The sequence below is a fragment of the Helicobacter sp. MIT 03-1616 genome (assembly GCF_000765685.2).
Taxonomy (GTDB): domain Bacteria; phylum Campylobacterota; class Campylobacteria; order Campylobacterales; family Helicobacteraceae; genus Helicobacter_C; species Helicobacter_C typhlonius.
In genome coordinates, this window is record NZ_JROY02000009.1 from 1 (window position 1) to 22,293 (window position 22,293).

The window sequence follows — 22,293 nt, forward strand, 5'->3', positions numbered from 1 at the left end:
GGCTAGTTTTACTGCTGGGGATTATTTACTTAAATTTAATTGTTTGAAATCAAAGTCAAATCTCTCACTTTGATTTCAAACGCGAAATGACTTTGATTTTACGCAAGGGGTTACAGATAGATTATACCAAAGCAGCGCAAGTTTTACTATAAAATAATTTAATAAGCGGCTAAAACCAAAGGGCGCATTCTTTGCTTGGAGCTAATCTCTTCTATATCCTGCCTCACTCTCTGAACCAAAGGCATTTTTATATGGTGCGTCCCACCAACTACAAAAATCAAGTGCGTGTGTCTTCCTACAATCTGCCGATGGCTCACGAGCAGGTGTTAGCCCACAACTACAAAATAAAAGAGGAATAAACAAAAGCAATATTATTTTCAAATATCCTCCTATGCGCTAGACACAATACTTATACAAGAAAAAATGCAATAAATATTAAAGCATTTTGATATTTATAGAATCTAGCAAAAAATAATCAAAATTTCTAAACAAAAATCACTCTTTACATTTTAGTAATTATTCCTATAATAAATTTTATTTTAAGTTTTGTATGCTAAAATCTCACCTCATAAAAAATAATTTGCATAAAAGGAGATAAAATGATAACGATAAGTAGAATATTAATATGTGGAGGTTTAACCTGCTGTCTATGTCTTTTTGGATATGCCGATGAGATAGGCAATGAAACTTTTTCGGATACGACAGAATCTACAAAAGAAAAGTCATCTTCAAGTGCAACGCGCAATGTCAAATTACAAGAATCTATCGTTACTGCCGCTTCAGGGAGTGAAAAAAATGTAGTTGATGCTCCTGCTTCTGTTAATATTGTTACCAAGGAAGAATTAGAGCAAAAACCTTTTAGGGATTTGGGCGAGGCACTCAAAGAAGTGCCCGGCGTGAGCCTTGATGAAACCTCCAACAAACTCGGTGCTTCTGCTATTTCTATTCGCGGTATGCCATCAGGTTATACACTTTTTTTGGTTGATGATTTAAGGCAGAATCCTAGTGGCGATGTCGCCACTGCAAATTTAGGTGCTGGTGTGTATAATACTTTTATCCCTCCAATGGGTGCGATTGAGCGTATTGAAGTTATCAAGGGACCTATGAGCACACTCTATGGAAGTGATGCGATAGGGGGTGTTGTCAATATCGTTACTAGACCTATTACAGATAAATGGCACACTTCTTTTCAATCTCAAATCATTGTGCCTGAATCTTCTACTTTTGGCAACACTTATCAAAACTCACTTTGGACGCAAGGCAAACTTACAGAACATTTAGGATTGACTTTAAGAATGCGTCAGATTCATAGAAATCCAAGTGATAGACCTAAAAATGACTTAGGGCAAGATGTCAATACTTTTTTTGGCACAAAATTTTCATTACTCAATGTCGGCACAAGGCTCACTTGGCTACCTGATAGTAAAAATATGCTCTATGCCGATGTGGATTATACAACCTCAACTTATGATAATCGTAAGGGCGAGATAGGAACACTTGGTGTAAATTCTAGTAATGGGAGAGGAGGCTATGAAAAAGATGTAGGTGTGGATAAGATTCTTGGGGCTATTGGGCATAAGGGTTCTTATGATTTTGGGACTTGGAAAAATACCTTGCAATTTATGCGGACAAATAATACAGGGCGACTTGTAGCAGGAAATACTAGCTCTCCAAATCTTGGTAAAAACAGAGATATTGCCTCTAATGATGTGATCGCCGATACGCGACTTTTGCTTCCTTTAGGAGAAAGCAATATTTTAAATGTCGGCGCAGAATATCGCTTTGAGAATTATTACGATTTAGCTGCTACTCCTGCAAGTCATAATCGCCATACTTTCGCACTTTTTGCTGAAGATGAATATAATATCTTTGAGCCACTTACATTCACACTCGGAGCAAGATACAACTATAATGACAAATTTGGTTCAAATGTGAGTCCTCGTGCCTATCTTGTATATGAGATTCTTGATGGCTTTGCTTTGAAAGGTGGGGTAGCCACAGGATACAAAGCTCCTTATGCAAATCAGCTCATTGATGCTGTATATGGATATGGGAGTCAAGGCACACTTGCTTTTTTAGGTAATCCAAACCTTAAGCCAGAAACTTCAGTGAGTTATGAAATAGGCACAATCTTTGATGGACAATATTTTGATTTTTCTTTAATGTTTTTCCGCTCAAATTTTAAAGACAAAATTGAAAGCACAAGGGTGAGTAAAAATGCAAATGGTGCTTTTTATGAAATTACTTGCCAAAATTACGGAGGGAACAGTCAACAATGTAGTCTCGCTATTAATGCAGATAGTGCATTTTCTCAAGGTATAGAATCTAGCTTTGGCATAAAACCCATTTATGGTGTAGGATTTGATGTGGCTTATACCTTCGTAGATTCCGAAATTACTTCAGGAAACAATAAGGGCAGACCGCTTTCAAGCGTGGCAAAGCACAATATCGTTTCTAAGCTTTCTTACACGCATAATAAATTTAATATCTACCTGCAAGGACAACACAAAGCAGGTTTGCTTAATACAAGCGCATTAGGCGATACTGCCGCCGCAATAGCGATTAGAAATACGCTTGGAGGCACATATTATAAACCATACACGATTGTCAACCTTGGTTTAGGTTATAAAATTACAGAATCTATCCGCTTAAATGGTGGTGTGTATAATCTCTTTGATACAAATTTTATTGATTTTAGAAATTATACATATGGTAATAATCAAAATGGCAATGTCAATATGCACGGAGCGTATATTCAAGAGGGGCGCAGATATTGGGCAAATATCACACTTGATTTTTAAACTATTCAAGTTTAGTTTAATCTTTGAGAATATATAATTCTTGTAAATTATCTAATGATTCGTGATAATTTACCTAATAATACTTACAGGAGTTTAAAATGGGCAAACGAGTAGAACACGATTTCATCGGTGAGCTAGAAATAACTGATGATGTATATTATGGGGTGCAGACTTTTAGGGCATTGCAAAATTTCAACATCACAGGGGACAAGCTAAGTAGCTATCCTAGCTTTATTAAGGCGTTCGCGCAAGTAAAAAAAGCTGCTTGTTTGGCAAATTATGAACTTAAATTGCTTGATGAGCAAAAAAAAGATGCTATTTGTAAAGCTTGTGATAGGCTTATTGCAGGCGAGCTAAGGGAGCAATTTGTAGTAGATATGCTTCAAGGTGGAGCTGGAACAAGCACAAATATGAATGCAAATGAAGTGATAGCAAATCTTGCCTTGGAGATTATGGGGCACAAAAAAGGCGAATATCAATACTGCCATCCAAATGACCACGTGAATCTTTCACAATCTACAAACGACTCGTATCCTACTGCTATCCACGTGGCACTATATGCGGAACTTTCAGCTCTTGCAAAAGATATGGGCGTGCTTAAAGATTCTTTTGAGAAAAAGGCAAAAGAGTTTAAGGATGTGCTTAAAATGGGGCGCACTCAACTTCAAGATGCTGTGCCTATGACTTTAGGACAAGAGTTTCACACTTTTGCAGTGATGATGGGAGAAGATATTGCGCGTGTGCTTGAAGCAAGAAACCTTGTAACTGAAATCAATATGGGCGGGACCGCAATTGGGACAGGCATAAACTCACACCCTGATTACCCAAAAATCGTTAAAGACAAGCTATGCGAAGTTACGGGGAATCCATTCAAAACCGCTGATGATTTGATTGAGGCTACACAAGATACAGGTGCGTATGTGCAAGTGAGTGGTGTGCTTAAAAGAGTGGCAGTTAAGCTTTCAAAAATGTGTAATGACCTGCGCCTTTTGAGTTCTGGTCCTCGCGCTGGACTTAACGAAATCAACCTCCCCAAAATGCAGCCCGGAAGCTCGATTATGCCCGGAAAAGTGAATCCTGTAATCCCCGAAGTTGCAAATCAAGTGTGTTATGCGGTGATTGGAAACGATGTAACCGTAAGTTTTGCGAGCGAGGGAGGACAACTTCAACTCAATGTGTTTGAGCCTGTTATTGCATATGGATTGTTTAATTCTATCTCTATGATGAGAAATGCTATGCTCACTCTTGCTAGTAAGTGTGTCGATGGCATTACTGCAAATGAAAAAGTATGTAGTGATTTCGTGTATAACAGCATTGGTATTGTTACCGCACTTAATCCTTACATCGGCTATGAGAACTCCGCGTCAATCGCTAAAGAATCTTTACAAACAGGTAAGCCTGTGAAAGCAATTGCACTTGAACGAGGACTTTTAAGTGAGGCACAACTCAATGAGATTTTCCAACCACAAAATATGCTTAATCCTCATATGAGTGCTGAAGATAAGGCGAAATTCCAAAAAAATTCGCCTTTTGCATAATCTCTTTGTAAAGTGTTTTTAGAGGAGTAGCCAAAGGCACTTCTTTAAAACTTACAATTTCATTTTTTAAGGATTTTTTATGGAAATAATATTACTGGTTTTACAAGTAGCAGTGCTACTTGGTGCGATTTTCTTAGGTATCCGACTAGGAGGTATGGCGATAGGTTATGCTGGAGGATTCGGTGTTGTAGTGCTTTGTCTCGTGCTCGGTATGAAACCCGGAGATATTCCTTGGGACGTGATTTTAATCATTATGTCTGTGATTGCAGCGATTGCGGCAATGCAACTTGCTGGTGGGCTAGACTATATGGTGCAAGTGGCAGAAAAAATCTTGCGCAAGAATCCAAAATACATTAACTACCTTGCTCCAACGGTTACATATTTCCTTACATTCTTAGCTGGCACTGGGCATACAGCATTTTCAATGATACCTGTGATTGTAGAAGTGGCAAAAGAGCAAAACATTAAACCTTCCGCACCTCTTTCAATCGCCGTTGTCGCTTCACAAATTGCCATTACGGCAAGTCCTGTGAGCGCGGCGGTGGTGTATATGAGTGGAGCACTTGAGCCATTTGGGTGGAGCTACCCTACATTGCTTCTTGTGTGGTTGATTACGACTTTTAGTGCGTGTATGCTGACAGCACTTGTTGTAAGCAAGTTTTTTCCGCTTGATTTGAGTAAAGACCCTGTGTATCAAGAGCGTCTTAAGGCTGGGCTTGTCAAACCTTCTATGGGTGCGCAGCACATCGAACTCAAAAAGGGTGCAAAATTGAGTGTGGCGATTTTCCTCATCGGTGTTTTGTGTGTGGTGATTTATGCGACTTCAATTTCTGATGTTGTGCGTAAGCCTTTCTTGGATATCCTAAATGGTGTGATTGTAAGCAATAATGGACAAGGGCTTATGGCAGGTATTGCTGAATTTATGAGAGGCTACATTGACCCAGTGAGATTACCACGCGATGGAGCGATTATGGCATTTATGTTAGCTATTGCTACTTGTATTACGATTTTTTGCAAGATAGATACAGGCAAACTTCTTGAAGCCAGCACTTTTAAGGCAGGTATGACAGCTTGTATTTGTGTGCTAGGCGTTGCTTGGCTTGGCAATACCTTTGTTGCCGGATACAAAAAAGAAATTGGAGATTTAGCAAGCAACCTTGTAGGTGATTATCCTGCACTTTTAGCAGTGGCACTTTTCTTTGCAAGTATGTTGCTTTACTCTCAGGCAGCAACAGCAAAGGCTATTATGCCTGTGGTCATTGGTGCGCTTGGTATCACTGCGGTTGCTCCAGAATCTTCTTATATTTTGGTGGCAAGTTTTGCAGCGGTTTCAGCACTCTTTGTGTTGCCAACATACCCAACCTTGCTTGGCGCAGTGCAAATGGACGATACTGGCTCAACACGCATTGGCAAATATGTCTTTAATCACAGCTTCATTGTGCCGGGCACACTCGCAATCATCTTTGCGGTGATACTTGGCTTTGCCGTAGCTCCTATATTTGCCTAAAATGTTTTCTCTTGCGTTTGGGGGGTTCTTCCCCGCGCAATAAGGCTTCTTATTTTATTATCTTGCTATCGTATTTTTTAAGCAGTTTTCTTGGTCTATGTTGCTAGATTCTGGGTCATAAAACTTGTATTACTAGGTGTAGTAGAGGGATTATTTTAAGCAAGAAAGCTCTTCTTGGCATAGCGACAAAGTATTGTGAATTGATAAGAGTATATTCAACATTCTTTAGTAAAGCCCAAACGCTTTTAGCGCTTTACATTCGCCTTTGCATTAGGTGGTAAAATTTCCAAAAATCTATCTATATCAAAGTCAATGCCTTGTGATTTTGCTTCTTTAATGAGTGCGATGGCATCTTCCATATTGTACTCACTACCACCATTATATGGGTCAAAAACCCTCGTCACAATCGCCAAAGCATAGGAGTTTTTCTTCACCTCATCCGAAGCAGCGTGTGGCATAGTGATATAGGCAGTGGTTTGTATCAAGACTTCATCAAAACACCAGTGGTTAAACAAATATCCTAAAAAGGTCAAATGATCCAAGCCGTAAAACTCTGTCTCTACTGCGCTTATATCGCTAAAGTTAGTTTCCTTGAGTGCTGCTAAAAAATCTTTATCTTTGCCATTTTTGATAAGTGTATCTGCATAGAGCATCATACCTAGGCGTAGGAGCATAGCACAAGGAGCTAGAATCTGCGAAAGTTTCTTGTCATTTTCAGCAAACCATTCTGATATGAAATCAACTTCCCTACTGCAATTCCCCAAAAATTCCTTTGTATCCAAGCCATAGGGTGATACATCAATCTTAAAACCATCGCGCAATGAGTTTGCAATGGCAATATTTTTTACATTATTTATACCGAGTAAAGATACCACTTGATTGAGCGTAGAAATCTCGCGCGAAAATCCATAATATGGCGAGTTTGCTAAACGAAGCAAATCTCCCGTTAAAAGCGGGTCTTTTGAAATGATATCTACCACGCCTTGCACCTGCACGCTAGAGCCAGACGAGTCGATATACTGCTGCAGTTTCATTATCGTTTCTGGCAATGGGGGGAGATTATCAATCGTCTTAAGTAAAAGCTCATTCATTTTCTATCCTTTGAGAGTAGAATCCTTGCGCTAAAAATTACCAAGCGGCTAATTATAGCAAAATCCTTTGTAAAAGATGTGCTTTATTCAACTTTTTTTATCCAAATGTGGCAAAAACGCAAATTTTAAGCCCGAGACCCCCTCAAGGCTTTGGCTATAAGCTCCAATGGGTGCGCAAACTCCACAGGGGAGTTAATTTGCACCAATGAATTATCAATTTGCATACGACACGCGCCACACTCCGCACTGACAATATTTGCGCCGCTAGATTCTATCATTTCTGCTTTTGGCTTTCCGGCTTTAAGCGTTAAGTTATACTTAGAACTTTGCATACTGATGCCACCAAAGCCACAGCATCGCGAAGGATCGCTCATTTCTTTGAGTGCAAAACTACGTGATAAAAGCGCACGAGGCTCTTTGTGAATCCCTAGCACCTTTCTCGCGTGGCAAGGGTCGTGATAGGTAATGGTTTGTGAGCTAAGGTTGCGTGGCAAAATTTCCTGCAAAGATGTGTGGTGAAAGAGCCACGCACTCGCCATATCAATTTTTGGTAGCAACTTATTAAGTCTTTCTATCCACTCTGGCTCATCACTTAGCGCGTGAATCCAATCCTTTTTAATCATCGCCGCGCAAGTTGCCTCCGGGATAATCATTGCATCAATGCTTTCCCAAAAGCTCTCAAAATACTCAATGTTTTTCTTTGCGAGATAGGCTACACTTTTCACATCACCGGTAAAGAATGCCGGTGCGCCACAGCATTCTTGCAAATGTGGCACAAACGCGGTAATGCCTAAATGGCTTAGAATCTCAAGCAGACTTTTGCCGACATTGACATAATTATAATTACTCAAGCACCCAATGAATATTGCTACACGTTTGTGTGTAAGCGTATTTTGCGGAGGTGTTGGATTATGCGGGGTAATATCGCCTTGATAAGTTTGTAAAAACGATTTGCGCCATACGGGGAAGATTGAGCGTCTTGCTTGTTTAGAATCCGCATTTTTAAAAAGTTTAAGACGCGAGATAAGTCGCCCATTTTCTTGCTTAAATGCGCAGGGTATTATAAAATGCACGAAACTAAAGACAATATCCGCAATTTTGCGATGTCGCAGGAGGAAAAAATACGCCCTCTTATACCAAGCTATACCATATTTTTGCGCTATATCCACGCGCACGGATTCTATTGCCACATCAACAGGCAAACTTGAGGGGCAATGTGTAACGCAAGTTGTGCATAAAAAGCAGGATTCAAAAATATTGCGACTTGTGCTATCAAGTGCTAAATCCCCGCGCTTATATGCACCGAGTAAATCTAAGAATCCGCGCGGAGAGGTAGCTTCATCGCGATTTACCATATAAATCGTGCAGTGAGGGATACATTTGCCGCATTTTACACACGCACTCGATACGCTTTGTAAATCAAACATACACACTCCTAGATCGTCTTACTGAATCTTTTGGCATTCTTATCAGTAAAAGAATGCGTATCAAAACACATAGCGATATTGCGTATAATCATACCGCCTGTTGGCGAAGTGTAAATGCCCTCGTTTGTAACATTAATAAGCCCCACTTCCTCATATTCCTTCAAAGATTCAAGTTCTGTCGCAAAATGCACTTTAAAATCGATATTAAACTTAGATTCTATATGTGCAAAATCAAGACAGAGATTATTCATAAGTCCCATAATCACTTCTTTACGTAAAACATCTTCCGGCGTGAGCGCGACACCGCGTTCTACTGGTAATTTACCACTATCAAGTGCTGCCTCATATTCGTTCATATCCTTAAAATTTTGTGAATAATAATCCAGTCCCTCGCTAATGCTTGTAAGTCCTATGCCAATAGTCTGTGAGAATCCGCGCGTAGTGTAGCCCTGAAAATTACGGCGTAATTCCTTGTTTTGCTTTGCCCTATAAAGTTCATCACTCTTTTTAGCAAAATGATCCATTCCAATCATCGCATAATCGTGCTGCTGCAAAAATGTAATGGTATTTTTTAGAATCTCAAGCTTTTGTGCGGGATTAGGCAAAGTAGTTTCATCAATCTTACGCATTGTTTTTTTCATCCAAGGTAAATGCGCGTAGTTAAAAATCGCTAACCTATCCGGCTTAAGATTCACCACCTGTGCGAGCGTATGCGCGAAGCTCTGCTCGTTTTGAAAAGGTAGCCCATAAATCAAATCAAAATTCACGGATTTAATGCCAAACTCACGCGCTAGGGCTATGGCATTTTGCACGATTGCAACTTCTTGCTTTCTGTGTATGGCTTCTTGCACCTTGGGGTCGAAGTCTTGCACACCAAAACTTAGGCGATTAAATCCATTCTCTTTAAGCACCGCCATTTGCTCACGTGAGAAAAAACGTGGGTCTATCTCGCAACTCACCTCTGCGTGAGGGACAAAATTACTAAAGGTATCGCGCACAAGGCTAATTACCTCTTGCAACTCCTGTGCGTTAAAAAAAGTCGGTGTGCCCCCGCCAAAATGAAACTGCACGACCTCGCGTTGGGTATTCATAGTATTTTTTAGAATCTCAAGCTCTTTTTTGAGGTAGGTGATGTAGTGTTGTTTTCTTTCTTCTTTGCTTGTATAGACAACATTGCAGCCACAGAAATAGCACGCAGAGCGGCAAAATGGCAAATGCACATAAAGTGAAAGTGGCAGCGAGGTAGAATCTGCATTTTTGAGTGCTTGTGTATAGGAGGATTCATTCCAAGAGGGCTTAAATTCCACCGCAGTAGGGTAACTCGTGTATCGTGGAGCTGATTTTGAATACTTCACAAATGCACTAAAATCAATTTTTTCGCTCATAATCCCCACTCCTCATTTTGACTTACGCAAGAAATCAATATCAAAAAATAAATTAGGGTATTCTTTTTTAATATTCTTGGCAAGATTTGCGGTATTTATCTCTGGCAAGTTGCCATCACTACGGCGTAAAGATTCTAAAGCATTTTTTGCTACTGCCATAGCATCGTCAAAGTCAATAGGCATTTGTGAAATGACATCTTTTTCGAGATTCATCATCAGTTTTTCCTCTTGTATGTGCTTAATGCGCCTAATGAGCTGCAAAAAAAGCTTTTGTGGAAAAACGACATATTCCTCGCCCTCATCATCTTTCAAAAACCATAAATCTTCTTTTGAAAATTCACCGCTTTGCATCGCTAGGAGCATTGTGCTATCCGAAGTCTTATGTAGCACACCGAGATTCTCACTCGAATTATCTAGCCATTTGTCTTGTGGCAAAGATTTCATTTTACGCACCCAAGCTTATGTTGTTGATTTGAGCAAGATAGAGCATTATGCCTTTTTGCGCGTGAAGGCGGTTTTGAGCTTCTTCAAATACACGCGATTGTGCACCTTCTAGCACTTCCTCACTTACTTCCTGTCCGCGATAGGCAGGGAGACAATGCAAGAAAATCGCATTGTCCTGCGCAAGATTCATAAGTGCGCTATCCACACAGAATCCTTGAAAGGCTATCTCGCGTTCCTTTTTTTGCTCCTCTTGTCCCATAGACGCCCAAGTATCTGTTACTATAACATTTGCACCGCGCACTGCCTTTTGTGGATTTGTGCTAAGCAAAATCTTGCCACCGCTTTTGGCACAAAGGTTTTGTGCATTTGCGACTACATCGGCTTTTGGGGCGTAATTTGGGGGGGTTGCGATACGAAGTTCAAAGCCTAGAATACTCGCAAGGTTAATCCAAGAATGCGACATATTGTTGCCATCGCCCACATATGCCACGATAGGTTCTTGTCTATTTTGTGGATAGAATCTACTCGCACTATGCTCGGCGATGTATATGCCATTTTCTATCATTGTAAGATAATCCGCGATGAGTTGGACTGGGTGAAAATCATCGCTTAGTCCATTGATGAGTGGCACAGAGGAGTATCTGGCAAATTCTTCAAGCCTCTTGTGTTCGCCTGTCCTCATCATTACCATATCTACCATTGAGCTAATTACGCGTGCAGTGTCTTTTATGGGCTCGCCGCGCCCAAGTTGTATATCTTTGTGAGAGAGGAATATGCCTTGTCCCCCTAGTTGATACATACCACTTTCAAAACTTACCCTCGTGCGTGTGGAGCTTTTCTCAAAAATCATAGCTAATACTTTGCCCTTGAAATAAGGCGGATTATCATCCCTAGACTTGAGTTCTAAAATCACATCAAGCATTTTTAGAATCTCATCTTTGGAAAAATCGTTTAAAGTAAGAAAATGTCTCATTGTCTGTCCCATACGCAAAGGAGATAAAAAGCGCGATTGTATCTAAAAAACGCTAAGAAAACTTTAATGCCTTAATTTTTTGGCAGAATATAGTCCTCGACACCTATGGTGATATTCATAGTAAGATTCTTAAAAAGCACCTTGTTTTTACTGCGCTCATAATAAAATTCCTGTCCTCCGCGCACAAACCATTGCACGAATGCACCTTCATTAGTTACGCGCTTACCCTCGCCATCAAATATATCATGCCCTGCTAAAATATCATTAAACAAGTTAGGATAGCTTACTTCGCCAAAAAATGCTCTTGCAGCAATCCACTTTGAAGTGCAGTCTTTTTTTATGCAAATGTCTTTTTTATTTATGACAATCTGGCTCATAGGTTTGCCAAGCTTGTATAAATCGATAGTAAGGACTTTTGACTTGCTGTATTTGAGTGAAGCAAAATCATAGAATTTTACACGCGGTGTGTCTATGAGTAGAATCTTAAATTTTGTAGGCTCTAGCACAGCGGCTTCGTTGGGATTGGTATCTGGGTGCTGAAAATTATCTTCTAGCCACGCACACGAGACAAACAAAAATGGAAGCAGCAGAGCGCTGCTCCTCAAAAATAATTGCTTAAAAATACCAAACATTACGCTTTTATCCTACTAAGCGCGTGCATTGGATAGAATCCTATGCCAGATTCTACCATCAAGCTTGAGTTCCATATTGACTTGACACAAGCCGTCTTTATAAACGGTTTCAAGCACTTCTGCATTACGGATGAGTGCTTGAACCTTTGTTTTAACTGTCGAGCTTTGTAGCATCATATCACGCACGGTATCTTGGGCATTTACTCTGATACCATACATTTTTTCACCGATTTGGCGATACGCATCGACAATTGCCGCTCGCTTTGCCATAGCAAAAGCTTGTGATGGCGAGAGTGAATTCTCGGGCGATACACCTATGCCTACCGCACTAAGAGTGATTTCATTTTCAGGCGTAAGCATTGGAGAATTAGGGATATTCGCGCTTGAGCCTTTGTTGATATAGTCATTGTCTCTATCAAATTTTGGCTCTAGATTATCTTTATTCACGCCGGGAAGCTCCACTTTATCCACTACGAGCGTGCCAATTTTATTAGGAATACCCGCATTTTGCTTAGGTAGAATGTTTGGATTTGTGTTGTACCCGGGCATTGGCGGATAAGTAGGAGCTTGGATAGGCGCATACATAGGTTGATTATTTGCACTTGGAGGCACTAATCCATTTGCTGTCCCACCAGCACCCTCGCCTGTATCAAACAAACCTCCACAACCGCAGAGTGCGAATGCAGCAAAACCTGTAACAATTGAACTTTTAAGCACATTACTTTTCATATTCAGTCCTTTGAATTAAATTTCAAAGAGCTAAAAGCAAGAAGTATTCCATAACCTATGAAGCATTGTTTTGATTTTCTGCCGATAGGTTTTTGTGCAGCAGAGACTAGGATAAGATTTATCCACCATTCCTAGGGTATTAGGGCTTCTTTGCCAAAATTTTGTGCTACTTGTGATTAGGATTCTCTTCGTATATATACCTATGAATAAGGGCAAAAAATAAGAAAAAGGTTTTGAGCATAACGGGGTGCATTACATCAAATTGCACTTGCTCCAAGAAGCCATACATTGAGGGCTATAATATGAAAGAAAATATGGCTTTGGAAATTATTACTCACCCATACATAAATCGTAGCTATAACATCAACACACATTAATGCAAATAATAAAAACAAGAAATAAAGTTTTTCGCGATATTTGCATTGCATAAAAAAAGACAACAAAAAAGATAACAAACCAACCCAAAATATGGCTATTTATTTTTTGAGATATGGTAATCGTATCAAATAAAGTGCAAAAACCAAAAAGTAGCACGATAGCAAAACAAATAAGAGGGAGTTTTATATGTTTTAAATCTACCAAAGATATGCTTTTATAATTAAAAATAAAGAAAATTAATCCACCAATATGAAAAAAAGTTTGGGCATTAAAATCTTGCTTATAGAACCACCTATCCCATAAAATATAATACTTGCGCAAAATAAGCCAAAAGTAATTTTTTGATTGCTTTTTGTTTTGTTTGCCTCTAAGATTTAATTGCTTGTGGGCTTAAGGGTATTCATAAAATGCCCGTAGGTTAAATAGGGACAAAGTATTTATCTATGCTTTATGCAAAATCAATCAAATATCATTGCGTAGGGCTATCTATGCCCTCTTGAGTGGATTCTATAGATTCTAAAGCATCATTAGAATCTGCCGTCTCATCTTCTTGTGTGGGATTTGGTATGTCTTGATTAGAACTTGTGTCTATATCGGGATTTGTATTTTTAGAATCCTTGCTAGATTCTACATTTGGTAGATTTTGTGGTAGGCGGTTTGGCTCTACCGCGCGTATTGATGAGGTAATGCGTGCGGCTTTTTGATTATCCATTTTGCCGAGGATTTTTACTATATCCCTTACTTCCATCTGCGAGAGGATTTCTACCGCCTCTGATTCTGGCAAGTCCGCAAGTATCGCAGCGGCTTTAGCTTCTTTTAGCCCCTTATAGGCTTGGATAATCTTATCATCTTTTTGCGCCTTAATCTTTGATAGAATCTCCTCATTATAGGCGATGAGCTGCTCTAGCTCTTGGGTTTTTTGCTCTATTTCTGCAAGATTATTTTTGTGTGTTTGTTCTTCTTGTTCTTTGGATTTTTCTTGCTCTTGTGCAAAAACGACAATTTTTTGATTAATTTCTTGCTCTTTTGCGTTGAGCTGCCGTTCCTTTTCATCAAGTAGCACCTGCGTGGCGTTTTGTAGCACCTGTAAGGCTTGTTGTCGCTCATCTATCTCATCAAGTTGCGCTTTGATTTCATCTTTGCGCGCTTCAAAAATGATACTGCAATCAAGCAGTTGAGATTGTGCGAAGCTACTCGCGCATAAGGCGCATAGAATCCCTAACTTAGCTTTCATATAACTTTACCATCAACATTATTATAAAGCATCATAGCAATCTCATCAACCTCTTTTTTCTCCTGCATTTTGATGGCTTGGAGCATATTTTCTTGCTCTCTTTTGTCTAAAAACGCCATTTTTTCATATTCGATGTGGCACTTTTTGTATTGTGCTTGTAAAATCGCCTTGTTGGCTTGCAATTCATCTAGCTCACTTTGTGCTACACTCATACGATAAAAAAGCATTTTTTTGACCTCATCATACGCTTTAAAAGCATAAAATGTCCCACTACGAGGCATTTCAAGCTTTACAACTTCGTCTGCAATAGCATCAATTTGCATTTGCTTATTTGCAATTCTGTTTTCGTTTTGCATAATCACGCGTTCGCACTCTTGCATATCTTTTTTGCGCAAACTCACGATTGAGCTAAATTTTGTTTTCATTGCTTAGCGCCTAATAGTATCATCACGTTCTGGGCTTGTAGAAATCATAGCAATTTTTGTGCCAGTGAGCTTTTCGAGCTCGTTAATATAGGTTTGTGCTGCTTTTGGCAAGTCGTTAAAGTGGCGGATTTTCGCACTTTTATTCCAGCCCTCAAACTCTCTATAAACAGGGCGCACACATTCATAATCAGTAGGAATATAATCAATTACCTTGCCCTCATATTCATAACCTACGCATACTTTAATAGACGAGAATCCATCAAGCACATCAAGTTTCATAATATTGAGAGAATCACAGCCATTTAGTCGCGCCGCGTATCGCACCGCCACCGCGTCAAACCAGCCACATCGCCTTGCACGTCCTGTTGTCGTGCCAAACTCTCCCCCAGCTTCGCGCAACTTTTCGCCTATTGTGCCATTTTCTTCAGTGGGGAATACACCATTTCCCACCCTCGTGCAGTAAGCCTTGGCAATTCCTATAATTTGTTTAATATCCCTTGGGGCTAATCCGCTCCCGCTACACGCACCTGCAGCGATTGTTGTCGAGCTTGTTACAAAAGGATAAGTGCCGTGATCTACATCAAGCATACTGCCCTGTGCGCCCTCAAGCAGAATGCGTTTGCCACTATCTTGTGCTTCCCATAGAATCTGCGTTGTGTTGGTTACAAAAGGCAAAATCTGCTCTTTCATAGATTCTATTTTTGCTACCACATTTTCTATGTTTGGGAGCTCCACATCATAGGCTTTCGCCACATATTGTGCTTGCTCATAAATGGAGGCAATTTTTTCTTTTAATCGTGCTGAATTTGTTAAATCCATAATGCGCACGCCATTGCGTGAGATTTTATCCGTATAGCAGGGTCCTATACCCTTGCCTGTCGTGCCAATGGCTTTGTTCTTATTCTTTTCTTTGGCTTTGTCTAGAATCTCGTGGTATGGCAGGATAATATGCGCCTTATCGCTTATAAAAAGTCTCCCTTGCAGATTAGGAAAAGCCGCCATTTCTTGTATGAGTGCCTCAAGGCTAATTACCACACCATTGCCGATAATGTTTTTGCAAGATTCATACAAAATGCCAGAGGGTAGCAGGTGCAGAGCTACTTTGCGTCCATTTACCACAATCGTATGCCCAGCATTATGTCCGCCCTGATAGCGCACGATGTAGTCGTAGTCTCCTGCCATTTTATCAACTATCTTGCCTTTGCCCTCATCACCCCATTGAATCCCCACGATCAAATCAGCCATAACCTCTCCTAATTAGTTTCTATACATTTGTGCTAAATAAGGCATTCTACCACTTCATCAGTGTAGATTGCAAACCCACACGAGCTTTGGTCGCCCACGATGTATTTGCCACCTTGCAATAAAGTTGCATTTCCAAGAAACATTCTAAAAAACAAGTCTTTATAATACGAGGTGGGCGAGGAAGCAAGGGGTGAGAAAATACTCTTTTCATACTCGCAGTAACTTGCACATTCAAGTAACCTCTCCAGCTCACCGCGTAAAAATACAGGTGCATTATTGATTGCATTTTGCACATCTTCTTTTGTTTTAATATGCACTAAATCCGCCACATAGCCTTCCATTTGCAGTAGTTTGCCCACATCTTGTGAGGCAAAGACTTCTATATCTACGCCACTATGCTTGGCACAGAGCAATGGAATCTTCATATTAGAGATTTGCAAATACGGCTTTAGCCCTAGCTCTTGCAAAATATGCACGCCTAGGCACATCACGGGTGCGAGGCTTTCACCCCCCAAATGCTCCGCACCAATTTGATGAATTTCTGTCGTGGGGTAGCTAAACACAGGTTGAATATAAAACCATTTTTTATGCTCACTGGTATGCGCAATATGTTTTGTAACAATACGCATCGCTTCAAAGGTCGTATCATAGCGCAAACCAATCTGGTGATTGCTTTCACTATTTAAACGCACAAGCCCACGATTTAAAATATCATCTTGATGTTCCAAAAATGTAAAAGTGGGCGTTACAATTTCTTTGTAGTCATTCTCATAAAACGCATTAATTGCGCAAGATTCTATATCTCGCTTGAGTTTGGCTGATGTATCAAAATATAATTTGCTCCCTTGGGGTAGTTCGTGCTCTAAAATCACAATGTTCTCCAAAATAAAATATAATGCTTAGGTTTTAGCACAAAGCCAAATTATACCACAAAATCGCTTTTATAGACATTTACGCGCAACTTACTTCAAAATGCTACACTCTAGGCTTTATTTTTTACAAAGGATTATAGTGAAAGTAGCACTTCTTATGAGTGGTGGCGTGGATAGTTCGTATTGTGCGCATTTGTTGTTAGAGCAGGGCTATGAGGTAATAGGGTTTTATCTCAAATTACATAATAAAGAGCAAAAACATCAAATATATATACAAAACTGCCATAAAGTAGCAGAACATTTGGGTATTGAGTTTATGGTGCTTGATTTGCAAGAGGCATTTAAGCATAATGTGTATGATGAGTTTGTGCGTTCATACAAAGAGGGGCTAACGCCCAATCCTTGCGCGATTTGCAATCCTCTAATGAAATTTGGCTTAGGCTTGCAAAAAGCCGATGAATTAGGCTGCGATTATATCGCCACGGGGCATTATGCTCAGATTCAAGAGATTGAGGGTATAAAGCGCATAGCAAAAGCAGTAGATGAAAGCAAAGACCAAAGCTACTTCCTCTATGCTCTGCCTCAAAATGCCATTGATAGAATCCTCTTTCCATTGGGCGCGATACATAAAAGCGAAGTGAAGCAAACCGCTCTTGCACTCTTGCCATTTTTGGGGACATTACAGACCTATAAAGAATCACAAGAAATTTGTTTTGTGGAGGAGAGCTATATTGATATTTTGCGTCTTTATGAAGATGTGGATAAAGTAGGTATTGTGCGCGATAGTAGCGGCAAGGTAGTGGGCTCACACAAAGGTTATATGCACTATACGATTGGCAAACGCAAGGGGTTTAGTATATTTGGCTCACACGAGCCACACTATGTCAAGGCGATAAATCCGCGAGACAATGAAATTGTCGTGGGATTAAAGGAGGAATTGGCGGTAGATTCTATACGAGCATTAAACAAAAGCTTACCACAAACCTTTAATGGCGGCGTGTATGATGTGAAAGTGCGTTATCGCTCTACTCCGCTTAAGGCGCGTATTGATATAGAGGGCGAGTATATCCACGCGAAACTTTTAGAATCTGCCTATGGCGTAGCACAAGGACAGGCACTTGTCGTGTATCAGGGCGATTGTGTGCTAGGCGGGGGAGTAATTACGCAGGCGCAATAGGAAGCTTAGCATTGTGGATTCTTGCAAGTTTAAGCAAGATTCTAAATGCCTTTAAGGTTAGGGTTTGGCTAAGGCAAATGATAAGATTTAAAAACTTTTAAAACACATTCTGTATCTTTATTGCTTATCTTTTTGGTGGGTAAGCTTATGAATGCGATGTGCATTTGCCTCACTTACTTTTGCACCTAATTCTATAAGTTTTTGCGCTGCTTCTAGTTGTGGCTTATGCTGAAAATTTTTAGCATTAAGTGCCGCATCAAGCGGTGTTTCACCGGCTCTTAGCGTATCAATAGGCATATTTTTATCTACGATGAGGTATTCTAAAAGCTCCACATTGCCATCACGCGCAAGAAAATGCAAGATATGTCCCCCGCCAAAATGTTCTAAAAACTCCTTGTCAAATTGCAACATAAGCTCTAAAATATATCTATCACCAAAGGCAATAATACCATTTGTTAGGGGGTATTTTGGATTATTGTATTCCGCGCCTTTATTGAGTAACGCCCAAAACATATCATACCTGCGATACATTGCCGCTAAATCAAGTGCATTCACGCCATAGGCATCGTAGATTCCATTTCCTAGTCTAAAGGCACCTATATGCCTTTGCTCATCACTCATCACGCGATTAATATCATAAAGCGGCTTTTTGGTGGAGAATCGTTTTGATTTTGCAGAATCTGCTAGAATGAGATTAAACACTCTTGTGGAGTTGAGAGCAATAGCAGCCATAAGGGGCGTGATTTCAAGTCTCGGGGAATGCGTGGTATAAAACGAGAAATACGCATTTCCCTCGCCCTCTTTCATTATAGATTGATAGGTTTGTGTATCGTCATTGGCAATAGCGCGTAAAAATTTTTGCTCCTTTTTGCACTGCTCTATTGCCTTTTTGCCCTTGTGTGGCTTTGTAGTGCCTTTTATCATATCTACTTGTGAGCAGTTTAGAGCAAGTAGGGATTTGAGACTTTGTTCAAGGCTTGGCGGATTTTGTGTGTCCCAGCCATTCATAAACCAATTCCCAAAGGCAAAGGAACACATACACATACTTATAAGTGCGTATTTTAGGGTGTTTTTGCATACATCTATGCGCGTTATCATTTGCCAAGCGCGTTTTTGCGCGAGTGAATCTCTAGCTGATATGTGGCTACACTCACTCTCTTCATTTGTATTTGATTTCATATCGCCTCTTTTGTATTTTAGCTACGCAAAAATGCGTTAATGCGTTCCAAACTTTCTTTTTGCCCGAGTATAATAAGCGCCTCGCACACGCCAATGCCTCCGCTCTTGCCGAGCAAGGCACAGCGCAGAGTTGGCATAAGTTTGCCTATTTTGATATTGCGCTGTGTAGCGAGGTCGTGCAGGTAGGATTCCATATTGCGCGCGCTTTCCCATATTTGTGAATCTGCTCCATTAAAAAGAGATTCTAAATTTGCCACTGCTACTTCATCAAGCTTTGAGCGCATTTTTTCATCATAGCTTTGAGGTGCATTCATCACTTCAAAAAAGCCTTGTGCGAAGTTTGCAAGAGTATTACATCTGTCTTTAAGTGCAGGATAGAGAATCTCACGCTTTCCCGCTTCTATGCAAGGCACATTAAATGCGCTTAAAAGCGTTTCAAGTGTGGCATTATCGGTATTTTTAATATAATGTGCGTTGAGCCATAAAAATTTATCCTCATTGTATGCGCTAGGGGAGCTATTTAGTTCGAATGGGTTAAAGAGTTCGCACATTTCTTTGAGAGAGAAAATCTCCTTATCGCCATAACTCCAGCCCAAACGCACGAGGAAGTTGAGAATCGCTTCGGGCAGATAGCCCATTTTTTTGTAGTCCATCACTCCCATTGCACCATCGCGTTTGCTAAGTTTGCGCCCTTGAGGGTTAAGAATCATCGGCACGTGAAAAAATCGCGGTATTGCAAAGCCCAATGCATTATACACGATAATCTGTTTTGGTGTATTGCTCAAGTGGTCATCACCTCGTATCACATTTGTAACGCCCATAAGCGCATCATCAATAGCAACGACAAAGTTATAAGTGGGTGTGCCATCGCTTCGTGCGATAATAAAATCATCAAGTTCTTTAGCTTGGATTCTCATCTCGCCTTTCACGCCGTCCTTAAAGCATATTTCGCCTTCAAGCGGGGCTTTAATCCTTACCACAGGCTCTCTATCGCTCGGTGGCGTGCCAGTAAAATCGCGGTAGCGATTATCATAACGCGGTGTTTGCTTGTTTGCTTCTTGTTGCGCCCTTAGCTCGTCTAGTTCCTCTTTACTCATATAGCAGTAATATGCTTTTTTAGAATCGAGTAACTGCTGAATATATTGCTTGTAGAGGGGAAACCTTTGGCTTTGATAGATGACCTCGCCATCATATTCTAATCCCACCCAATTAAAAGCTTCTATAATCGCCTTTGTCGCATCAAGTGAGTTTCGCGCCAAATCCGTATCCTCGATACGAAGCAAAAATTTACCACCATTTGCTCTTGCATAGAGATAGTTAAATAATGCCGTGCGCAATCCCCCGATATGCAAATATCCTGTGGGCGAGGGCGCAAAGCGCGTGATAATTTGAGCCATTGTGTGCCTTTAAAGAAAATTTGCGTGAGTATATAGAATCTTAACTTAATACCCTTTTACACATTACTAAAATATCATTTTCGCACATTACAATACAGGCATTATTTCGTATTTTTACATAAAGGATTTAAATGAAGTTTGCGATTACAGGTGGAGGCACAGGAGGGCATTTGGCCATTGCTAAAGCTTTGGCAGAAGCTATACAAAAGAGCGGGGAGGAAGCTATTTATATCGGCTCGACTTTAGGGCAGGATAGGGCTTGGTTTGAATCTTCCTCACTTTTTACGCAATGCTATTTTTTAGATTCAGTAGGTGTAGTTAATAAGCGGGGTTTGGGTAAGCTCAAGGCACTTTTTAAACAAGCCCAATGCGTGGCACGCTCACGCAAGATTCTTAAATCTCATAAAATCGAATGTGTGATAAGTGTAGGTGGGTTTAGCGCAGGTGGCGCGAGTATCGCTAGTCTTTTATGTGCTATTCCGCTTTTTATCCACGAGCAAAATGCGATTAAGGGTAAGCTTAATGAGATTCTAACCCCTTTTGCAAAGGCGGTTTTTGGGAGCTTTGAATCAGATTCTAAAAATTTTATCCGCACTTCTTATCCGGTACGTGATGAGTTTTTCACAAAGGCGCGTGTGCGCGAGAGTGTGCGCGAGATATTATTTTTGGGTGGCTCACAAGGGGCAAAGGGTATTAATGACTTTGCGCTAACGCTTGTGCCCGAGCTTTTACAAAGGGGCATAAAGGTGGCTCATCAATGTGGGGAGCGGGACTTTGAGCGTATGAAGGAGGCATATGAGAAACTTGGGATTGTAAATGATATTGATGTATTCGCCTTTGATACAAAGCTTGTTGAGCGGCTGTGGGCGGCGGATTTGTGTATTGGACGCTCTGGTGCTTCAAGCTTATGGGAGATGAGTGCGAATGGGCTAATTGGTATTTTTGTGCCTTATCCTTATGCGGCAAAAGACCATCAATATTTTAATGCGCTGTATTTTGCCAAAGAGGACTTAGGAGAGGTGATAAGGGAATCCGAGCTAAGTGCTCAAGCAGTGCTGAAATTTATAGAATCTTTGCAGGGTGAGAAACTCACGCAAAAATCACAGCAGGTAATGAGCAAGATTAAGCCCTATGGCGCACAGGAGATTTTGAAGCATATTCAAAGGATTTGTGGAGATAAAGGATAAGGTGGGGCTTTTGTGCTTAAGATTCTAAAAAAATCATATTTTATTGGGAAATGGGGCTAAATCCCCGCCACATACATCGCAAGGCTAAAGGCAATCGCAAACATCACACACGCTATAAATCCATCTAAGATTCTCCACGCGGTGGGTGAGGCAAAGTAGGGCGATAGTGCATTTGCGCCAAATCCAAGCAGAGAAAACCACGTACCAGAAGCACTAATACAGCCTAAAAGAAAGGCAATTTTAGAATCTGTGCTTATGCTGATACTCCCTAGCAAGATAAAGGTATCCAAATACATATGTGGATTTAAAAGTGTAATGCTTAATGTGGCTAAAAGTGTGCTTTTCATCGATAAATGCGTGTTGTCTTGCTCTAAGCGAATACTTTGGTTTGATTGAAAAGCGGCTTTAAGTGAGCGCAATCCATACACGCATAAAAATAAAATGCCACCATAGGCTAGAATCTTGCTCCATATGACAGAATCTGCAAGCATTGTGCCAACGCCCAACACACCAAGACTCATAAAAATGACATCACATAGCACACACACGAAGCATACAAAGAATGTATGCTCCTTTTTGATAGCACTTTTGATGACAAAGGCATTTTGTGCGCCAATGGCAGAAATGAGCCCAAATGCCACTAAGAATCCTTGTATAAAATCCTGCATAGGT

At 40.4% G+C, this 22,293-nt stretch carries 20 protein-coding genes; 5 read left to right on the forward strand and 15 right to left on the reverse strand.

Annotated features, from left to right (window positions below; all coding sequences use genetic code 11):
- Positions 1-201: 201 nt before the first annotated feature.
- The gene (locus tag LS67_RS06850) at positions 202-381 is read right to left on the reverse strand and encodes a hypothetical protein (protein ID WP_034328551.1); all 180 of its coding nucleotides are present in this window, start codon (positions 379-381) and stop codon (positions 202-204) included.
- Positions 382-599: 218 nt separating this feature from the next.
- Here LS67_RS06850 and LS67_RS06855 point away from each other — a divergent pair, with 218 nt between their 5' ends.
- The 3 genes from LS67_RS06855 to LS67_RS06865 all read left to right on the forward strand — a co-directional run bounded on the left by LS67_RS06855 (position 600) and on the right by LS67_RS06865 (position 5,846).
- Positions 600-2,801 carry a TonB-dependent receptor domain-containing protein gene (locus tag LS67_RS06855; RefSeq protein ID WP_138109654.1) on the forward strand — a complete coding sequence of 734 codons (2,202 nt, stop codon included), beginning with the start codon at positions 600-602 and terminating at the stop codon, positions 2,799-2,801.
- A 98-nt stretch (positions 2,802-2,899) separates the two neighbouring features.
- The gene (gene aspA, locus LS67_RS06860; RefSeq protein WP_034325964.1) at positions 2,900-4,339 is read left to right on the forward strand and encodes an aspartate ammonia-lyase; all 1,440 of its coding nucleotides are present in this window, start codon (positions 2,900-2,902) and stop codon (positions 4,337-4,339) included.
- Between the two features lie 154 nt (positions 4,340-4,493).
- Positions 4,494-5,846 (forward strand): anaerobic C4-dicarboxylate transporter, encoded by a 1,353-nt coding sequence (locus tag LS67_RS06865; RefSeq protein WP_407081053.1) that lies wholly within the window; start codon positions 4,494-4,496, stop codon positions 5,844-5,846.
- A 245-nt stretch (positions 5,847-6,091) separates the two neighbouring features.
- On the opposite strand, the gene LS67_RS06870 is transcribed toward LS67_RS06865, so the two are convergent.
- From LS67_RS06870 to LS67_RS06920, 11 genes are all read right to left on the reverse strand, one after another.
- Entirely contained in the window at positions 6,092-6,937 is an 846-nt protein-coding gene (locus tag LS67_RS06870; RefSeq protein WP_034325962.1) for an HDOD domain-containing protein, read from the reverse strand.
- 125 nt (positions 6,938-7,062) lie between these two features.
- On the reverse strand, positions 7,063-8,364 hold the full coding sequence (locus LS67_RS06875) for a (Fe-S)-binding protein (protein ID WP_034325961.1): 1,302 nt from the start codon (positions 8,362-8,364) through the stop codon (positions 7,063-7,065).
- 8 nt (positions 8,365-8,372) lie between these two features.
- Complete coding sequence (gene hemN, locus LS67_RS06880; RefSeq protein WP_034325960.1) at positions 8,373-9,749, reverse strand: oxygen-independent coproporphyrinogen III oxidase; 1,377 nt, start codon at positions 9,747-9,749, stop codon at positions 8,373-8,375.
- 12 nt (positions 9,750-9,761) lie between these two features.
- Positions 9,762-10,193: a DUF2603 domain-containing protein gene (locus LS67_RS06885; RefSeq protein ID WP_034325959.1), complete on the reverse strand. Its 432-nt coding sequence runs from the start codon at positions 10,191-10,193 to the stop codon at positions 9,762-9,764.
- Between the two features lies 1 nt (position 10,194).
- A complete protein-coding gene (gene argF, locus LS67_RS06890; protein WP_034325958.1) occupies positions 10,195-11,166 on the reverse strand; it encodes an ornithine carbamoyltransferase in 972 nt (323 codons plus the stop codon).
- Between the two features lie 71 nt (positions 11,167-11,237).
- Positions 11,238-11,798, reverse strand: coding sequence for a hypothetical protein (locus tag LS67_RS06895; RefSeq protein WP_034325957.1), 561 nt, complete (start codon positions 11,796-11,798; stop codon positions 11,238-11,240).
- 15 nt (positions 11,799-11,813) lie between these two features.
- Positions 11,814-12,383: an LPP20 family lipoprotein gene (locus LS67_RS06900; protein WP_320409765.1), complete on the reverse strand. Its 570-nt coding sequence runs from the start codon at positions 12,381-12,383 to the stop codon at positions 11,814-11,816.
- Between the two features lie 991 nt (positions 12,384-13,374).
- Entirely contained in the window at positions 13,375-14,139 is a 765-nt protein-coding gene (locus LS67_RS06905) for a MotE family protein (RefSeq protein WP_034325954.1), read from the reverse strand.
- Positions 14,136-14,564, reverse strand: coding sequence for a flagellar export protein FliJ (locus LS67_RS06910; RefSeq protein ID WP_034325953.1), 429 nt, complete (start codon positions 14,562-14,564; stop codon positions 14,136-14,138). Before LS67_RS06910 ends, LS67_RS06905 begins: the two co-directional genes overlap by 4 nt.
- A 3-nt stretch (positions 14,565-14,567) precedes the next feature.
- Positions 14,568-15,809 (reverse strand): adenylosuccinate synthase, encoded by a 1,242-nt coding sequence (locus LS67_RS06915; protein ID WP_034325952.1) that lies wholly within the window; start codon positions 15,807-15,809, stop codon positions 14,568-14,570.
- A gap of 32 nt (positions 15,810-15,841) precedes the next feature.
- Positions 15,842-16,681 (reverse strand): ATP phosphoribosyltransferase regulatory subunit, encoded by an 840-nt coding sequence (locus tag LS67_RS06920; RefSeq protein WP_034325951.1) that lies wholly within the window; start codon positions 16,679-16,681, stop codon positions 15,842-15,844.
- 139 nt (positions 16,682-16,820) lie between these two features.
- Between LS67_RS06920 and mnmA the strand changes: the two genes are divergently transcribed.
- Positions 16,821-17,858, forward strand: coding sequence for a tRNA 2-thiouridine(34) synthase MnmA (gene mnmA, locus LS67_RS06925; protein WP_236096367.1), 1,038 nt, complete (start codon positions 16,821-16,823; stop codon positions 17,856-17,858).
- A gap of 117 nt (positions 17,859-17,975) precedes the next feature.
- On the opposite strand, the gene LS67_RS06930 is transcribed toward mnmA, so the two are convergent.
- Positions 17,976-19,037: an ankyrin repeat domain-containing protein gene (locus tag LS67_RS06930; RefSeq protein WP_236096368.1), complete on the reverse strand. Its 1,062-nt coding sequence runs from the start codon at positions 19,035-19,037 to the stop codon at positions 17,976-17,978.
- Positions 19,038-19,054: 17 nt separating this feature from the next.
- Entirely contained in the window at positions 19,055-20,434 is a 1,380-nt protein-coding gene (gene gltX / locus LS67_RS06935; RefSeq protein WP_034325950.1) for a glutamate--tRNA ligase, read from the reverse strand.
- A gap of 131 nt (positions 20,435-20,565) precedes the next feature.
- Between gltX and murG the strand changes: the two genes are divergently transcribed.
- On the forward strand, positions 20,566-21,621 hold the full coding sequence (gene murG, locus LS67_RS06940; RefSeq protein ID WP_034325949.1) for an undecaprenyldiphospho-muramoylpentapeptide beta-N-acetylglucosaminyltransferase: 1,056 nt from the start codon (positions 20,566-20,568) through the stop codon (positions 21,619-21,621).
- A gap of 56 nt (positions 21,622-21,677) precedes the next feature.
- Here murG and LS67_RS06945 read toward each other — a convergent pair whose 3' ends face one another.
- The gene (locus tag LS67_RS06945) at positions 21,678-22,289 is read right to left on the reverse strand and encodes a LysE/ArgO family amino acid transporter (protein ID WP_034325948.1); all 612 of its coding nucleotides are present in this window, start codon (positions 22,287-22,289) and stop codon (positions 21,678-21,680) included.
- Between the last annotated feature and the right edge of the window lie 4 nt (positions 22,290-22,293).

Coding starts and splice junctions, on each gene's coding strand:
- LS67_RS06885 (WP_034325959.1), bottom strand. CDS start 10,193: ATGAAATCTTTGCCACAAGACAAATGGCTAGATAATTCGAGTGAGAAT.
- hemN (WP_034325960.1), bottom strand. CDS start 9,749: ATGAGCGAAAAAATTGATTTTAGTGCATTTGTGAAGTATTCAAAATCA.
- LS67_RS06875 (WP_034325961.1), bottom strand. CDS start 8,364: ATGTTTGATTTACAAAGCGTATCGAGTGCGTGTGTAAAATGCGGCAAA.
- LS67_RS06905 (WP_034325954.1), bottom strand. CDS start 14,139: ATGAAAGCTAAGTTAGGGATTCTATGCGCCTTATGCGCGAGTAGCTTC.
- LS67_RS06870 (WP_034325962.1), bottom strand. CDS start 6,937: ATGAATGAGCTTTTACTTAAGACGATTGATAATCTCCCCCCATTGCCA.
- gltX (WP_034325950.1), bottom strand. CDS start 20,434: ATGGCTCAAATTATCACGCGCTTTGCGCCCTCGCCCACAGGATATTTG.
- aspA (WP_034325964.1), top strand. CDS start 2,900: ATGGGCAAACGAGTAGAACACGATTTCATCGGTGAGCTAGAAATAACT.
- LS67_RS06930 (WP_236096368.1), bottom strand. CDS start 19,037: ATGAAATCAAATACAAATGAAGAGAGTGAGTGTAGCCACATATCAGCT.
- LS67_RS06865 (WP_407081053.1), top strand. CDS start 4,494: ATGGCGATAGGTTATGCTGGAGGATTCGGTGTTGTAGTGCTTTGTCTC.
- LS67_RS06895 (WP_034325957.1), bottom strand. CDS start 11,798: ATGTTTGGTATTTTTAAGCAATTATTTTTGAGGAGCAGCGCTCTGCTG.
- LS67_RS06900 (WP_320409765.1), bottom strand. CDS start 12,383: ATGTATGCGCCTATCCAAGCTCCTACTTATCCGCCAATGCCCGGGTAC.
- LS67_RS06945 (WP_034325948.1), bottom strand. CDS start 22,289: ATGCAGGATTTTATACAAGGATTCTTAGTGGCATTTGGGCTCATTTCT.
- LS67_RS06910 (WP_034325953.1), bottom strand. CDS start 14,564: ATGAAAACAAAATTTAGCTCAATCGTGAGTTTGCGCAAAAAAGATATG.
- LS67_RS06855 (WP_138109654.1), top strand. CDS start 600: ATGATAACGATAAGTAGAATATTAATATGTGGAGGTTTAACCTGCTGT.
- murG (WP_034325949.1), top strand. CDS start 20,566: ATGAAGTTTGCGATTACAGGTGGAGGCACAGGAGGGCATTTGGCCATT.
- argF (WP_034325958.1), bottom strand. CDS start 11,166: ATGAGACATTTTCTTACTTTAAACGATTTTTCCAAAGATGAGATTCTA.
- LS67_RS06915 (WP_034325952.1), bottom strand. CDS start 15,809: ATGGCTGATTTGATCGTGGGGATTCAATGGGGTGATGAGGGCAAAGGC.